This is a genomic window from Sphingomonas sp. (assembly GCF_019749955.1).
In the GTDB taxonomy this organism is placed as follows: domain Bacteria; phylum Pseudomonadota; class Alphaproteobacteria; order Sphingomonadales; family Sphingomonadaceae; genus Sphingomonas.
Genome location: NZ_JAIEPC010000057.1, coordinates 23,255 through 38,875 on the forward strand (window position 1 = coordinate 23,255; position 15,621 = coordinate 38,875).

General features: G+C 63.5%; 15 protein-coding genes. 1 reads left to right on the top strand and 14 read right to left on the bottom strand.

From position 1 onward, the window contains the following. The first annotated feature begins 94 nt into the window (after positions 1-94). Positions 95-886, top strand: a complete 792-nt coding sequence (locus K2W81_RS11475; protein ID WP_294104404.1) for a class I SAM-dependent methyltransferase — start codon at positions 95-97, stop codon at positions 884-886. 325 nt (positions 887-1,211) lie between these two features. On the opposite strand, the gene K2W81_RS11480 is transcribed toward K2W81_RS11475, so the two are convergent. The 14 genes from K2W81_RS11480 to K2W81_RS11545 all read right to left on the bottom strand — a co-directional run. Next, complete coding sequence (locus K2W81_RS11480) at positions 1,212-2,150, bottom strand: nitronate monooxygenase (protein WP_294104406.1); 939 nt, start codon at positions 2,148-2,150, stop codon at positions 1,212-1,214. A gap of 148 nt (positions 2,151-2,298) precedes the next feature. After that, positions 2,299-4,497, bottom strand: a complete 2,199-nt coding sequence (katG, locus tag K2W81_RS11485) for a catalase/peroxidase HPI (RefSeq protein ID WP_294104408.1) — start codon at positions 4,495-4,497, stop codon at positions 2,299-2,301. Positions 4,498-4,651: 154 nt separating this feature from the next. Then, a complete protein-coding gene (locus K2W81_RS11490) occupies positions 4,652-4,930 on the bottom strand; it encodes a DUF1467 family protein (RefSeq protein WP_294104410.1) in 279 nt (92 codons plus the stop codon). Positions 4,931-4,934: 4 nt separating this feature from the next. After that, positions 4,935-6,569, bottom strand: a complete 1,635-nt coding sequence (locus K2W81_RS11495; protein WP_294104411.1) for a ribonuclease J — start codon at positions 6,567-6,569, stop codon at positions 4,935-4,937. Between the two features lie 101 nt (positions 6,570-6,670). Then, positions 6,671-7,453 carry a type III pantothenate kinase gene (locus K2W81_RS11500; RefSeq protein ID WP_294104412.1) on the bottom strand — a complete coding sequence of 261 codons (783 nt, stop codon included), beginning with the start codon at positions 7,451-7,453 and terminating at the stop codon, positions 6,671-6,673. Positions 7,454-7,470: 17 nt separating this feature from the next. After that, complete coding sequence (locus K2W81_RS11505) at positions 7,471-8,211, bottom strand: biotin--[acetyl-CoA-carboxylase] ligase (protein WP_294104413.1); 741 nt, start codon at positions 8,209-8,211, stop codon at positions 7,471-7,473. After that, on the bottom strand, positions 8,178-9,617 hold the full coding sequence (gene nuoN / locus K2W81_RS11510; protein ID WP_294104414.1) for an NADH-quinone oxidoreductase subunit NuoN: 1,440 nt from the start codon (positions 9,615-9,617) through the stop codon (positions 8,178-8,180). Before nuoN ends, K2W81_RS11505 begins: the two co-directional genes overlap by 34 nt. Position 9,618: 1 nt before the next feature. Beyond that, entirely contained in the window at positions 9,619-11,148 is a 1,530-nt protein-coding gene (locus tag K2W81_RS11515) for an NADH-quinone oxidoreductase subunit M (RefSeq protein WP_294104415.1), read from the bottom strand. 157 nt (positions 11,149-11,305) lie between these two features. Continuing rightward, positions 11,306-13,351 (bottom strand): NADH-quinone oxidoreductase subunit L, encoded by a 2,046-nt coding sequence (gene nuoL / locus K2W81_RS11520; protein ID WP_294104416.1) that lies wholly within the window; start codon positions 13,349-13,351, stop codon positions 11,306-11,308. A 6-nt stretch (positions 13,352-13,357) separates the two neighbouring features. Beyond that, positions 13,358-13,663 (bottom strand): NADH-quinone oxidoreductase subunit NuoK, encoded by a 306-nt coding sequence (gene nuoK / locus K2W81_RS11525; protein WP_066649099.1) that lies wholly within the window; start codon positions 13,661-13,663, stop codon positions 13,358-13,360. Then, positions 13,660-14,268 (bottom strand): NADH-quinone oxidoreductase subunit J, encoded by a 609-nt coding sequence (locus K2W81_RS11530; protein ID WP_294104422.1) that lies wholly within the window; start codon positions 14,266-14,268, stop codon positions 13,660-13,662. Before K2W81_RS11530 ends, nuoK begins: the two co-directional genes overlap by 4 nt. Positions 14,269-14,301: 33 nt before the next feature. Further along, positions 14,302-14,787: an NADH-quinone oxidoreductase subunit NuoI gene (nuoI, locus tag K2W81_RS11535; RefSeq protein ID WP_294104423.1), complete on the bottom strand. Its 486-nt coding sequence runs from the start codon at positions 14,785-14,787 to the stop codon at positions 14,302-14,304. Then, on the bottom strand, positions 14,784-15,227 hold the full coding sequence (locus tag K2W81_RS11540) for a hypothetical protein (protein ID WP_294104424.1): 444 nt from the start codon (positions 15,225-15,227) through the stop codon (positions 14,784-14,786). Before K2W81_RS11540 ends, nuoI begins: the two co-directional genes overlap by 4 nt. Then, positions 15,224-15,621, bottom strand: a 398-nt coding sequence (locus K2W81_RS11545) for a complex I subunit 1 family protein (protein WP_294104428.1), incomplete at its 5' end; no start/stop codon positions are given. The genes K2W81_RS11545 and K2W81_RS11540, both read right to left, overlap by 4 nt.

Consider the following 15,621-nt stretch of genomic DNA (forward strand, 5'->3'; position numbering starts at 1 on the left):
TGTCACAACGGTTCGGTTGTGATATTTATTAGCAGGCTGCAGCGGACTGAATTGCGTACTTAGCCGACGGCCGTTTCGGTGTACTGAGATCGGCATGGACACATCATCGATATCGGCGGCGAACCGCAAAGCTTGGGATGCATCAGCAGATCATCACCGGGACGCAGCCGAATGGATGGAGCTAGTGAGCCGGATTGCCGATCCAGCTTTCTCCTGCCTCGACCCCACTGCAACCGAAATCCTTTCGACCATAGGCGTCGCAGGGAAAGCGGTTGCGCATGTCCGCTGCAACAACGGCGCGGAGCTGATTTCGATCAAGAACCTGGGTGCCGAGGAGTGCATCGGATTCGACATCTCACTCGCGTTCCTCACCCAAGGGCGGGAACTTGCAGCACTGGCCGGACAGGACGTGGAGTTTGTCGAGAGCGATGCAAACGCCCTACCGCAAGCCTATTTCGGTCGCTTCGACCTGGTTGTGATCACGATCGGCACGCTTGGCTGGTTTCCCTCGCTAGAGCCGTTCTTTGCCTCCGTCCGCAGCCTGCTACGTTCTGGCGGCACTATGTTTATCTACGAGATGCATCCTGTCCTCGAAATGTTCGAGCCCGACGCTCCGGACTTTGCGCGCATTGCGCATGACTACTTTCGCGTGGAGCCCTATCCGATCACGAAGGCTATCACCTACGATGGCTCGCAGCATACCGGCTCAACCGCATACTGGCACTTTCATACGCTGTCCGAGATCATTGGCGGACTGCTTGATCACGGTTTCCGCCTTGAGCGGTTTCGTGAGTACGCCCACAATATCGCTGAAACGGATTGGCAGCCGTTTGAGGGCAAGGGCATCCCGATGAGTTACGCGATGGTAGCCTCGGCGTCAGTCTAATCCAAAGACGTGATGAGGCGCGAAGCAGGTGTCATCACCGGTCGGTTTTGACGCCCCGTCGCGCCGTTCCCGCGGGCGGCCTTGAGAAGATCAGATCCGCTCCACAATATCGGCTTCTGGGATTGGCATCCAGCTCGGCTATGGCCGACATGGGGCGAAAGCTGCCAGAACCCCACCGTCACCGCCGCCTTGTGCCGGGGCCCACCTATCCGCCAGCGAGCCGGTCGCGCCGAGAGCGCTGCATTCGGTTGCGCGGTGGGCCCCGGCACGACGCCGGGGTGACGACAACGGGTCGGGAAAGAACCGGATCGCCTTTCCCGAAGCCTCACCCAAACGCCCCCACGCCCGCCATCGCCCCCATGCGCGCACAAATCACGTGGAACTCGGCGATCGTCTCGTCGATGATCGCTTTCACCGGTTTCACTTCGTCGATCAGCCCCGATGTCTGCCCGGCAAGCCCCACCGCTGCCTCCATATCACCGCCGAAATACAGCTCCTGCAGCCGCGCGAAGGTGTCCGCCGGCATCAGCCCAGCCTCAAAAATCGCCGCCGTCCGCTGCGTCTTCAGTGCGCGGATGCACGGCGTCGATTTCTGGTTGAGCACATAGGTGCCGGTTTCCTTGGCGTCGATGATCGCCTGTTTGTAATTGTGATGCACCGGGCTTTCGGCAGCCGAAACGAAACGCGTCCCCATCTGCACAGCCTCCGCCCCCAGCGCGAAGGCAGCGGCCATGCCCTTGCCGTCGCAGATGCCGCCTGCCGCGACCAGCGGCACATCGGTGACGCGCCGGATCGCCTGGAGCAGAACGAGCGTCGACACTTCCTCGGGATTCTTGAACCCGCCGCCTTCGGACCCCTCGACCACCAGCCCGTCAATCCCCGCCGCGACGCACTTCATCGCTGCATCGACCGTCGGCACCGCGTGATAGACGATGATCCCGGCCTCCTTCAGCGGTGCGATGAACTTCGCCGGACTGCCTGCCGAAGTGGTGACGAACTTGACGCCCGATCCGCAGATGAAATGCAGCATCGCGTCGTCTTTCAGGAAGCGGATCGGCAGGTTCACCCCGAACGGCGCGCTGGTCAGTTCCTTCATCTTCAGGATTTCGGCCTGGCACGCCTCGGTCTCGCCTGAAGACGTCTCGATAATGCCCAGCCCGCCCGCGTTGCACACGGCAGAGGCGAGCGCCGATCGCGCGATCCAGCCCATCGGCGCCTGCACGATCGGATAATGCGCGCCGGTATGCGCCAGAAAACGGTTCATAATGCCCTCCCCTTATGATCTTTGCCGCCCAGTCTCGCGGGTGGCGCGCGCTTGTCAAAGCGAAATGCGATGATGCCCCGAATCGAAAGGGCGACGCACCAGGTTCCCCCGGCACGCCGCCCCGTCATTGGTTTACGCTGTCGTCAGATCAGCGCAGATCGAACCGGTCGAGGTTCATCACCTTGGTCCAGGCCGCGACGAAATCGTGGACGAACTTCGCCTCGCCATCGCTGCACCCGTAAACTTCGGCGACAGCCCGCAGCACCGAGTTCGAGCCGAACACGAGATCGGCGCGGGTGCCGGTCCATTTGAGCGCACCGGTCGCGCGGTCATGGCCTTCAAACGCTTCGTCGTCGCCGCCAACGGCCTGCCACTTGGTGCCGATGTCGAGCAGATTGACGAAGTAATCGTTCGACAACGTCCCTACCCGATGGGTCAACACGCCCTGCGTCGACCCGCCAGCATTGGCGCCGAGCACACGCAAGCCGCCAACCAGCACCGTCATTTCGGGCGCGGTCAGGGTCAGCAACTGCGCCCGATCAACCAGCAGTGCTTCGAGCGAGAGCGGATGATCATCGCGCGCCCAGTTGCGGAAGCCATCAGCAATTGGCTCAAGCGGCGCGAAGCTGTGCGCGTCGGTCTGCTCCTGCGTCGCGTCGGTGCGGCCTGGCGTGAATGGCACGGTGATGTCGTACCCGGCCTTCTTCGCCGCATCCTCGACCGCTGCCGTGCCGCCGAGCACGATCAGATCGGCCAGCGACACCTTCTTGCCGCCTGCCGCTGCGCCGTCGAACGCGGCCTTGATGCCGTCGAGCACGCTCAGCACGCTCGCCAGCTCGGCCGGATCGTTGACCGCCCAGTCCTTCTGCGGGGCGAGCCGGAGGCGCGCGCCATTGGCACCGCCGCGCATGTCGCTGCCCCGGAAGGTCGAAGCCGAAGCCCAGGCCGTCTTCACCAGCTGGGCGCTCGTCAGCCCCGAACCGAGCAGCTTGGCCTTCAGCGCCGCGACATCGGCATCGTCGATCAGCGGGTGATCGACTGCGGGCACCGGATCCTGCCAGATCAGCACTTCGGCAGGCACCAGTTTGCCGAGGTAGCGCGCACGCGGCCCCATGTCGCGGTGGGTCAGCTTGAACCACGCGCGGGCAAAGGCATCGGCGAACTGATCAGGATTGGCCTGGAAGCGGCGTGAGATCGGCTCATAAGCCGGGTCCATCCGCATCGCCATGTCAGCGGTCGTCATCATCGGCGCGTGACGGCGCGACGGATCATGCGCGTCAGGCACGGTGCCCTGTGCTTCGGGATTGCTCGGCGTCCACTGCTGGGCACCGGCGGGGCTCTTGGTCAGCACCCATTCGTTGCCGAACAGCGTGTCGAAATAGCTGTTGTCCCAGGTGATCGGCGTCGGCGTCCATGCGCCTTCGATACCGCTGGTGATTGTGTCGACACCGCGACCGCTACCCATCGTGTTGATCCAGCCGAGGCCCATTTCGTCAATATTGGCGCCTTCGGGCTCCGGCCCGACATAGACACTGGGATCGCCTGCGCCATGCGCCTTGCCGAAGGTATGGCCGCCAGCGGTGAGCGCGACGGTTTCCTCATCGTTCATCGCCATCCGCGCGAACGTTTCGCGGATGTCGTGACCCGAGCCGACCGGATCGGGCTTGCCGTTCGGCCCTTCAGGATTGACGTAGATCAGCCCCATCTGGACCGCGCCGAGCGGATTGGCGAGATCGCGCTCGCCTGAATAGCGTTGGTCGTCGAGCCACTTGCCCTCGGGACCCCAGTAGATGTCCTCTTCGGGTTCCCACACATCGGCGCGGCCGCCCGCGAAGCCGAAGGTCTTGAAGCCCATCGATTCGAGCGCGACATTGCCCGCCAGAATCATCAGATCGGCCCAGCTCAGCTTGCGGCCATATTTCTGCTTGATCGGCCATAGCAGGCGACGCGCCTTGTCGAGATTGCCGTTATCGGGCCAGCTGTTGAGCGGCGCGAAGCGCTGCGTGCCAGAGCCTGCGCCACCGCGGCCGTCGGCAATGCGATAGGTGCCGGCGCTATGCCACGCCATGCGGATGAAGAACGGGCCGTAATGGCCATAATCGGCAGGCCACCAAGGCTGCGAATCGGTCATCAGCGCGTGCAGATCGGCGACGACGGCGTCGAGATCGAGCGTCTTGAACTCCTCGGCATAGTTGAATTCGGCGCCCATCGGGTCCGACTTCGACGAATGCTGGCTGAGCATGCCGAGATGAAGCTGGTTCGGCCACCAATCGCGGTTCGACATGCCCCAAATCTTGGCGCGGTCGGGGCGTTCGTGCGGCACGGGGCACGTGGTTTCGGCGTCCATCGTCTCTCCAATCATGGTTGGGGCTCGCGAGCGCGACTCGCGCTAAAGCCCTGACGCGACCATAGGCCGCCCCGTTCCCAGCGCGAAACGATGGCTTCCCATGTCTGTGATCGAATTTACTTGTTGGCGTGCGCGTGTCCGTGCGCGCGCGCCGCTATTCGACCGGCTTCATGCCGCCGAAAAAGTCGAGCGATTCGGCCGTCACCCAGCCAAAATGGGCGTTGAGCAGGAACAGCGTGAACAGCACGCTGGCAACGATCGTCACCCGCATCACCGTGCGCCACGGCTTGAACACTGCGGGCGCGCTTTCGGCTTGCCCCGGCACTTTGGCGACGCCTGCCTCATCGGCGGTGCGCACGCCGAAGGGCAGGACAAGGAAGATCGAGAACGCCCAGAAGAGCGCGTAGATCGCGATCAACGAGCTGAGTTGCATTGCCTCACGCCTCGATCAGCAGCACATCGACGATCGGCTTCTTGCCGGTCCAGCGACCGGCGACGCGGCGCACCGCCAGCCGCACGCTTTCGCGCAGCTTGTCGCGGTCACGCCCGCCCTCGCGCACCGCCTTGGCAGCGGCATCGACGGCTTCGTCGATGAAAGGCTCACGGTCTTCCTCGACCGGAATCCCCTGGAGGCGGATTTGCGGATCGCCGATCAGCTTGCCGCGCTGGATCGCGACCGCGACCGAAATCTGGCCGTTGACCGCGAGTTTGCGGCGTTCGTTGATCGTCGCGCCATCGGCGGGCAGGATCACATCGCCGTCGAGCACCAGTCGCCCGACCGGCGCATTGCCGATCTTGGCGGGCGTGCCGGGCGCGAGCCGGATGATGTCGCCGTCGGTCTGCACGACCACGCCGGGAATACCTTCCGACAAGCCAAAGCGCGCTTGTTCCATCAAATGGCGCATTTCGCCGTGGACGGGCACCAGCACTTGCGGGCGCACCCAGCCATACATGGTCGCGAGTTCAGGCCGCCCCGGATGGCCCGACACATGGACATGCGCTTGCCGGTCGGTGACCATCAGCACGCCCTTGGCCGCAAGTTGGTTCTGGATTTTGCCGATCGCGACTTCGTTGCCGGGGATCTGTTTCGACGAGAAGATCACCGTGTCGCCCTGCCCCAGACTGATCTGGTGGTTGCCCCCCGCGATCCGCCCAAGCGCCGCGCGTTCCTCGCCCTGACCGCCGGTGGCGACGATCAGCACCTTGTTCGCGGGCAGCCGCATCGCTTCATCGAAATCGACGGTGGCGGGGAAATCCTTCAGATACCCCGTTGCACGCGCAACCTTCATGATCCGGTCGAGCGAGCGACCTGCGACGCACAAAGTGCGCCCCGTATCGCGTGAAACATCGGCGAGCGTCTTGAGCCGCGCCGCATTAGACGCAAAGGTGGTGACGAGCACCCGCCCCTTCGCGGCGCTGACGACATCGCGCAAGCCCTCGCGCACGCTCGCTTCGGAGCCCGACGCTTCGGGATTGAACACATTGGTCGAATCGCACACCAAAGCGAGCACGCCCTTGTCACCGATCGCCTTGATCACTTCGGGGTCGGCGGGGTTGCCGATCACGGGCGTTTCGTCGAGCTTCCAGTCGCCGGTGTGGAACACGCGGCCAAAGGGCGTTTCGATCAGCAGCGCCGCGCCTTCGGGGATCGAATGCGCAACCGGCACGAACCGCAAGCCAAACGGCCCGAGCGCGAATTCCTCGCCCGGCTCTATGACGTTCAGCTCGATGCGCGACGCATTGCCCTCTTCCTCAAGCTTGCCCGCGATCAACCCGGCGGTGAAGGGCGACGCGAACAGCGGCACACCCAGATCCTCGGCGAGATAGGGCAAAGCGCCGATGTGATCCTCGTGCCCGTGCGTCAGCACGATGCCGAGCAGATCGTCGCCGCGCTCCTCGATAAAGGCGAGGTCGGGGAGGATCAGGTCGATGCCGGGATAGGCCGGGTCGGCAAAGGTAATGCCGCAGTCGACCATGATCCACTTGCCCTGGCAGCCATAGAGATTGACGTTCATGCCAATCTCCCCCGAGCCGCCAAGGGCGACGAAAATCAGTTCATTTCCTGGAGTCACTTAAGTCTTTGTCTTTCTGGTTTGAATGCGCCACGAAATAGCAGCGACGATGCGCGAGAAGGCGCGCGCCTTATGAATGGGGCGGTCGCTTGGGAAGCGGCCTAGCGGCTTATATGGGCGCGATCCCACATCATCGCCAGCCCTTGAATGGTCAGGTCGGGTTCGATCACGTCGAACACGCCGGTGTGCTTCTCGAACAGCACCGCAAGACCGCCGGTCGCGATCACCTTCGCGGGGCGGCCGATCTCGGCCTTGAGTCGCGCGACCAGCCCTTCGATCATGCCGACATAGCCCCAATAAATGCCGATATGCATCTGGCTGACGGTGTCGCGACCGATCACGCTGGTGTCGGTCGGCGCCTCGATCGCGATGCGCGGCAGCTTGGCCGCCGCCGTCACCAGCGCGTCGAGCGACAGGTTGATTCCCGGCGCGATGATCCCGCCCTTATACGCGCCGGTGAAGTCGATGACTTCAAACTTGGTCGCGGTGCCGAAGTCGACGACGATCAGGTCGCCTTCATGGAGCGCGTGCGCCGCGACGATATTGACTGCGCGGTCGGCGCCGAGCGAGCTTGGTTCCTTGACGTCGATCTCAAAGCCCCAGGCGACCGGCGGCTGGCCCGCGATCAGCGCGGTGGTGCCGAAATATTTCTCGCTCAGCACCTGGAGGTTGTGCGTCGCGCGCGGGACGACGGTGGCGATGATCACATCGGTAACGGCCTTGCGGTCGATGTCCTCAAGCTGCATCAGCTGGTTGAGCCAGACGGCATATTCGTCCGCCGTGCGCCGCGCATCGGTCGCGATCCGCCAGCGCGTGCGGATGCTCCCCGCGTCGATCACCGCGAAGACGACATTGGTATTGCCGACATCGATCGCGAGCAGCATTTCGCGCTTCCCTTCGCTCAGATCAAAAACACATCGGCTGCGTGAATGGCACGGACGCTGCCGTCCGCCAAGCGCAGGATCAGCGCGCCGTCATGATCAAGCCGATCGAACAGCCCCTCGACCCGCTGGCCATCGGGCAGGTTGGCGGCGAGCGCAGTCCCTGCCGGATGCGCGCGCGCGGTCCAGCGATCGCGGATGGGGCCGAGCCCCTCCCCCCGCCAGCGTGCGAGCCAGCGCTCAAAGCTGTCCGCCAGTGTCTCGGCGAAGGTAACAACCTCCGGCGTGGTGCCATGCGCGGCAAGGCTGGTAACGGGGCGATCGAGGTCGCCCGGATGATGCGCGAGATTGACGCCGATCCCCACCACCACCGCATCCCCAGCGCGTTCGAGCAAAATGCCAGCGAGCTTGGCGCCGCCGAGCAGCAAGTCGTTGGGCCATTTAATCGCCAGCGCCGCCTCGGGCGCATGCACGCGCACCGCTTCCTCCAGCGCGACAGCCGCCACCAGCGCGAGGGTCGCGGGCGCCGGATCAGACGCGCGCAGCCGCACGAGAGTCGAACCATGGAAATTGCCCGGCGGCGACTGCCACACCCGGCCCTGCCGCCCGCGACCGCCGGTCTGCTGTTCGGCGCGCAGCCAGAACCCTTCGCCAAGCCCGCTCGCCGCCAGCGCGATCAGATCGGCGTTGGTCGATTCGGTCGTGGCAATGGTCCGGATCGTCGCCGTCAGAACAGCGCCTTTGCCGCGACCGCGCTCCACAGCCCGAGCGCCGGGATCAGGAAATAGCCGAGCGGCGACAGGAAGACGGTCGACGCGACGATCAGCCCACCCTCGACGCGGTCGTTCACCGGCGCGAAGGCCGCTGCAGGCTCGTCGAAATACATCGTCTTGACGATGCGCAGGTAATAGTAAGCGCCCACCGCCGACAGCGCGATGCCGATTGAGGCATAGACGAACAGCCCCGCCTGCACCGCCGCCCAGAACACCACGAACTTGGCGTAAAAGCCGAACAGCGGCGGAATGCCCGCCAGCGAGAACATCATCACCGCCAGCGCAAACGCGAGCCCCGGCCGCGTGCGCGACATGCCCGACAGGCTGGCGATGCTCTCGATCGACTGGCCCTCATGATCCTTCATCTGCAGCACGATCAGGAAGCTGCCAAGCGTCATGACGACATAGATCGCCATATAGGTCAGCACCGCCGACACACCTTGCTCGGTCCCCGCCGCGAGGCCCACCAGCGCGAAGCCGACATTGTTGATCGAGCTATACGCCAGCAGCCGCTTGATATTGGTCTGGCCGATCGCGCCTGCCGCGCCGAGCGCGATCGACGCGAGCGACGCGAACACCACGATCTGGCGCCACTCGAACACCGCCGGACCCATCGCCTCGATCGCGACGCGCACCGCGAGCAGGATCGCCGCAACCTTGGGCGCCGAGCCGAAGAACGCCGTCACCGGCGTCGGCGCGCCTTCGTACACATCGGGCGTCCACATATGGAACGGCACCGCGCTCATCTTGAAGGCGAGCCCCGCAAACACGAACACCAGCCCGAACAACAGGCCCTTGGAATGCGCACCGGTATAGGCCGTCGCGACCGCATCGAACATCGTCGTGCCGCTGAAGCCGTAAACGAGGCTGATGCCGTAGAGCAGGATGCCGCTCGCCAGCGCGCCCAGCACGAAATATTTGAGGCCAGCCTCGGCCGAGCGCAGATCGCGCCGCATCATGCTCGCAAGGACATAGGCGGCGAGACTCTGGAGCTCGAGGCCGACGTACAGCGTCAGCAAGTCGCCCGCCGAGACCATCATCCCCATGCCGACCGCCGACAGCAGGATCAGTACCGGATATTCGGGCCGCATAGCGTCGCCCGATGTGCGCTCGAAAAAGCTCGGCGCCATCAAAATCGCGACCGCTGCCGCGCCATAGATCAGCACTTTGGCGAAGCTCGCAAAGGCGTCTGCCTTGTACAGCCCGCCAAAGGCATCACCCCCGGTCGTCGCCGGACCGATCAGCGATATGCTCGCCCCGATCAGCACCGCGACCGCCGTCCAGCCGATCGCGCGCGCGCCGCCACCCCAGGCCGCAGCCATCATCAGCACCAGCGCGCCGACCGACAACACGATCTCGGGCAAGGTCATCAGCAGATTATTGGTGAGTTCCATCTCAATGCGCCTCCGCATGCGCGGTTGCGGTCACCGGTGGCGTGCCCGGCGTCGGCAGCGAATCCCCGGCAGGCTGCGCGCGCGAGACCCGCGCGACCAGCGTCTTGGCGTCTTTTCGCATCGGTGCGAGGAAGCTTTCGGGATAAACCCCCATCCACAGCACCGCGAGGCCGATCGGCAGCAGCAGCGCGACTTCGCGCATGCTCAGGTCGGGCATGATCCGCACATCGTCGTGCACAATCTCGCCGAACGCGATCCGGCGGTAGAGATAGAGCATATACGCCGCGCCGAGGATGATCCCCGTGGTGCACAGGAAAGTCGCCACCGTCGATACCTGATAGACTCCCGCCAGGCTCAGGAATTCGCCGACGAAGCCGCTCGTCCCCGGCAGGCCGATCGACGCCATCGTGAACAGCAGGAAGAAGATCGCATAGCGTGGCATGTTGATCGCCAGCCCGCCATAGCGGCTGATCTCACGCGTGTGCAGCCGGTCGTAGATGATGCCGACGCACAGGAACAACGCGCCCGACACCAGCCCGTGGCTGAGCATCACGATCATCGCGCCTTCGATGCCTTGCTGGTTGAACGCGAACAGACCGATCGTCACGATCGCCATATGCGCGACCGAGGAATAGGCGATCAGCTTCTTCATGTCCGACTGCACCAGCGCCACCAGCGAGGTGTAGATGACGGCAATCGCCGACAGCGCAAGGATCAGCCAGGTCAGGCTCGCTGATGCTTCGGGGAACATCGGCACCGAAAAGCGCAGGAAACCATAGCCGCCAAGCTTGAGCAGCACCCCCGCGAGGATCACTGACCCTGCGGTGGGCGCCTGCACGTGCGCGTCGGGCAGCCAAGTGTGCACCGGCCACATCGGCATCTTGACCGCGAACGACGCGAAGAACGCCAGCCACAGCCACGTCTGCACACCGCGCGGGAAATTGTAATTGAGCAAGGTCGGGATGTCCGACGTCCCCGCCTGCTGCACCATATACAGCATCGCGATCAGCATCAGCAGCGAGCCGAGCAGGGTGTAGAGGAAGAATTTGTAGCTCGCATACACCCGGTTGGCGCCGCCCCAGATGCCGATGATCAGGAACATCGGGATCAGCCCGCCTTCAAAGAAGACGTAGAACAGGAACAGGTCCTGCGCGGCAAACGTGCCGATCATCAGCACTTCGGTGAACAGGAACGCCGCCATATATTCGGGCACACGAGTGGTGACCGATTCCCAGCTCGCGCCAATGCAGATCGGCATCAGGAACACGCTGAGCATGATCAGCATCAGCGCAAAGCCGTCGATGCCAAGCGCCCAGCCGAACGGGCCGAAGATCGCATCGGCGCGCTCGACGAACTGCCACTGCGGCCCGCCAATGTCGAAATTGGTCCAAAGCGCGACGCCGAGCACGAAATCGACCAGAGTCGCGATGAGCGCCAGCCAGCGCGCGCCGTTCGCGCTCAGGAACAGGCAGCCAACCGCCGCCGCAGCGGGCACGGCAAGCATGAGGGAGAGGATGGGCATTCCGCTCATTGGTCCCACTTCCCTTGATCCGTTCGGGCTGAGCTTGTCGAAGCCCTGTCCTTCTTGTCGAAGGTTGCCAAGAAGAACGGCCGTTGGGCTCCGCCCGTCTTCGGCCCGACAAGCTCAGGGCGAACGATACTTGGTGGTGCTGAGATCCGCATGATGCTCACGACGCAATTGCCCAGGTGACCAGCGCGGTAAGCCCGATCAGCATGACAAAAGCATAGGTGTAGATGTAGCCGCTCTGGAGCGTCGCCGCCGCGCGCGACCCCTGCGCGACGAACGCCGCCGCGCCATTGGGGCCAAAGCGATCGATCGTCTGCTCGTCACCCCGGTGCCAGAACAGCCGCCCGAAAGCGAAGGCGGGCTTGACGAACAGCACATCGTAAAGCTCGTCGAAATACCATTTCTTCAGCAGCCAGTCGTGCAGCCACGGCACCGCGCGAGACACCGCGCCCGGCAGTTCGGGCTTTGCGACATAGGCGTAATACGCCCCGCCCAGCCCCAGCAGCATCACAATCGCCGTCGACAGCTTGACCATCAGCGGCACTTCATGCGCCGCGTGCGCGAGATGCTCGCTGTAAGCCACCGCGCCGTGCCAGAATGTCTCACCCGACGCAGGCTCGATGAAGAAGCCGTGGAAGGCGAACCCGGCAGCCACCGCGCCAACCGACAGCAGGATCAGCGGCACCAGCATCGACAAGGGCGATTCGTGCGGATGATAGCCGCCGTCGCCGGTCGCGGCGTGATGCGGTTCATGGCCGTGATCGTGAGCATGATCGTCATGCCCATGCGCATGCAGCGCGTGCTGGATATGCTCGGAAGCCGCCCAGCGCGGTTTGCCCCAGAAGGTCAGGAACATCAGCCGCCACGAATAAAAGCTCGTCAGCAGCGCAACGATGATGCCAGTGATCGACGCGCCGATATTGCCCGCCGCCCAAGCGCTTTCAATGATCGCGTCCTTCGAATGGAAGCCCGCAAAACCGATCGCGAGTTCATTGCCGAACACCGCCGGGATGCCAACGCCGGTAATCGCCAGCGTCCCCATCATCATCGCCCAAAAGGTGATCGGGATCGATTTCCGCAGACCACCATAGAAACGCATGTCCTGCTCGTGATGCATCGCATGGATCACGCTGCCGGCGCCGAGGAACAGCAACGCCTTGAAGAAGGCATGCGTAAACAGGTGGAACATCGCCGCGCCATAAGCGCCGCAGCCAGCCGCAAAGAACATATAGCCGAGCTGCGAACAGGTCGAATAAGCGATCACGCGCTTGATGTCGGTCTGCACAAGGCCGACAGTCGCTGCGAAGAAGCACGTCGCCGCGCCCACCGTCATCACCACCGTCAAGGCAAAGGGCGACGTCTCGAACATCGGCGACAGGCGGCAGACCATGAACACGCCCGCCGTCACCATCGTCGCGGCGTGGATCAGCGCGGAAACGGGCGTCGGCCCTTCCATCGCGTCGGGCAACCATGTGTGCAGGCCAAGCTGCGCCGACTTGCCCATCGCGCCGACGAACAGCAGCAGGCACAAGACCGTCATCGTATCGGCGCGGAACCACAGGAAGCCGATCGTCGACCCCGCCATCCCCGGCGCGAGCCGCAGGATTTCGTCGATCTGAACCGTGTTGAACACCAGATACGTGCCAAAAATGCCGAGCATAAAGCCCAGATCACCAACGCGATTGACCACGAACGCCTTGATCGCGGCGGCATTGGCGCTGGGCTTTTTGAACCAGAAACCGATCAGCAAATAGCTCGCCAGCCCCACGCCTTCCCAGCCGAAGAACATCTGGACGATGTTGTCGGCGGTCACCAGCATCAGCATCGCGAAGGTAAACAGCGACAGATAGGCGAAGAAGCGCGGCTGATCGGGGTCCTCATCCATATAGCCCCAGCTATAGAGGTGGACGAGCGCCGACACCGAGGTGATGACGACCAGCATCACTGCCGTCAGCGCATCGACGCGCAGCGACCAGGCAATGTTCAGATCGCCCGAGCGAATCCAGTCGAACACCGGCGTCACGCTCTTCACGGCATCGCCGCCAAGGAAAGCGATGAAGATCGGCCAGCTCAGCAAGCACGACGCGAACAGCGCGCCGGTCGTGATGACCTTGGCCGGCACGCTGCCGATCGCGCGATTGCCCAGCCCCGCGACAATCGCCGCGAGCAGCGGCAGGAAAACAATGAGAAGGATCGACGTCCCCACGGAAAACTAACCCTTCATCCGGTTGACATCGTCGACCGCAATCGTGCCGCGGCCGCGAAAATAGATGACGAGGATCGCGAGCCCAATCGCCGCTTCGCCCGCCGCCACCGTCAGCACGAACATCGCGAAAATCTGGCCGACCAGATCACCGAGATAGGCGCTGAACGCGACGAAATTGATGTTCACCGCCAGCAAAATCAGCTCGATCGCCATCAGAATGACGATGATGTTCTTGCGGTTCAGGAAGATGCCGAGCACCCCCATGGTGAACAGGATCGCCGCGACGACGAGGTAATGGAACAGCCCGATCACAGCTCGACTCCTTCGCCCACCGGCACCTGGACGTTGCGCGTGGCTTCTTCGGGCCGCCGCGCATTCTGGCGGGCGATGTTCTGCGGCTTCACGCCCGTGCGCTTGCGGTGGGTCAGCACAATCGCGCCGATCATAGCCACCAGCAGCACCAGCCCCGCCGCTTCGAAGATATAGAGGTAGCGCGAATAGAGCAGCTCGCCGATCGCTTCGATATTGGGCTTGGCGGTGATCGGCGCGGCGCGGCGCCCCAGCGCAATCGGCCCGACCGACCAGGCCTGCACCGTCACGACCAGCTCGGCCGCGAGCGCGACGGCGAGCGTCAGCCCCGGCCAGATGTAGCGCGACGCCCCCGTGCGCAGCTCGGCGAAATCGATGTCGAGCATCATCACCACGAACAGGAACAGCACCGACACCGCGCCGACGTACACGATCACCAGCAGCATCGCGATGAACTCGGCGCCGACCAGCACCATCAGTCCGGCCGCGTTGAAAAACGCGAAAATCAGCCACAGCACCGAATGCACCGGATTGCGCGACGCAATCGTCATCGCGCCCGAGGTCAGCACGAGGGCGGCAAAGAGGTAGAAGGCGAAAACCTGGATCACGATATCTGGAGGCCCCTCAGGATCGGCTGGCGCTTAACGGTAAGGCGCATCGGCGGCAAGGTTCGCGGCGATCGCGCGCTCCCAGCGATCGCCATTATCGAGCAATTTCGCCTTGTCGTAGATGAGCTCCTCGCGCGTTTCGGTCGAAAATTCGAAATTCGGCCCCTCGACGATCGCATCGACCGGGCATGCCTCGGCGCAGAAACCGCAATAAATGCACTTGGTCATGTCGATGTCGTAGCGCGTCGTGCGGCGCGAGCCATCGGCGCGCGGCTCGGCCTCGATCGTGATTGCCTGCGCCGGGCAGATCGCCTCGCACAGCTTGCACGCGATGCACCGCTCCTCGCCGTTCGGGTAGCGGCGCAGCGCATGCTCGCCGCGGAAACGCGGGCTGATCGGGTTCTTCTCGTAAGGATAGTTGATCGTCGCCTTCGCCTTGAAGAAATAACTCAAGGTCTTGGCGTGCGCCTTCAGAAACTCCCACAGGGTGAAGGCTTTGATCGTTTGGGCGATGCTCATTTGGGCGTTCCTGAAGGCGGCGGCCGCAAGTTATCGACGCAGCTGAAGCGGTGCGATGATCCATCACTAGTCCGCAGAAACAGTGAGAAGACGGCCGGTGCAGCGCCAGTTCTGGTCGTATGAATTTCAAGGGTCGCGCCCTCGCTGCCCGCTTTACCGGAGATCGCGACAGTCGATTTAGAGCTTTCGCCGCCGTCCATAATCAACACGGACGTGATCTTACCTTCTTGAAAAATCGGCGGAGCGCTACCGGGGCGCTTCAACGCGATGTTGGGCAGGTTTTCGCCAGCGACTAGATCCAAGCGGCCCACGTCTCCTCGCTTTTCGCCTTCGAGAAAACAAAGTTTGGACAAGCTGACCTGCCGCCGAAAATCGTCAGGCGGCATGGTTTGCGGCGACGGCGTGGCCTGAAAGAGCAGGACTAGTGCGAGGCTGATCACGACGGCACCCCCACCCGCACGAGCATCAGATAGCCCGACACCAGGAAAACGAACACAAGGCTGAGCGGCAGGAACACCTTCCACCCCAGCCGCATCAACTGGTCATAGCGATAGCGCGGCACGGTCGCCTTCACCCAGCTGAACAGGAAGAAGAAGAACAGCATCTTGGCGAACAGCCAGACCAGCCCCGGCACGGCATAAAGCGGCGCCCAATCGACCGGCGGCAGATACCCGCCCCAGAACAAGGTCGCGTTGAGCGTGCACATCAGGATGACGTTGGCATACTCGCCGAGCCAATAGAGCGCGAACGACATCGACGAATATTCGGTCTGATAGCCCGCGACGAGCTCGCTCTCGGCCTCGGTCAGGTCGAACGGCGCGCGTTGCGTCTCGG

Coding starts and splice junctions, on each gene's coding strand:
- K2W81_RS11475 (WP_294104404.1), top strand. CDS start 95: ATGGACACATCATCGATATCGGCGGCGAACCGCAAAGCTTGGGATGCA.
- K2W81_RS11480 (WP_294104406.1), bottom strand. CDS start 2,150: ATGAACCGTTTTCTGGCGCATACCGGCGCGCATTATCCGATCGTGCAG.
- katG (WP_294104408.1), bottom strand. CDS start 4,497: ATGGACGCCGAAACCACGTGCCCCGTGCCGCACGAACGCCCCGACCGC.
- K2W81_RS11490 (WP_294104410.1), bottom strand. CDS start 4,930: ATGCAACTCAGCTCGTTGATCGCGATCTACGCGCTCTTCTGGGCGTTC.
- K2W81_RS11500 (WP_294104412.1), bottom strand. CDS start 7,453: ATGCTGCTCGCGATCGATGTCGGCAATACCAATGTCGTCTTCGCGGTG.
- nuoN (WP_294104414.1), bottom strand. CDS start 9,617: ATGGAACTCACCAATAATCTGCTGATGACCTTGCCCGAGATCGTGTTG.
- K2W81_RS11515 (WP_294104415.1), bottom strand. CDS start 11,148: ATGAGCGGAATGCCCATCCTCTCCCTCATGCTTGCCGTGCCCGCTGCG.
- nuoI (WP_294104423.1), bottom strand. CDS start 14,787: ATGAGCATCGCCCAAACGATCAAAGCCTTCACCCTGTGGGAGTTTCTG.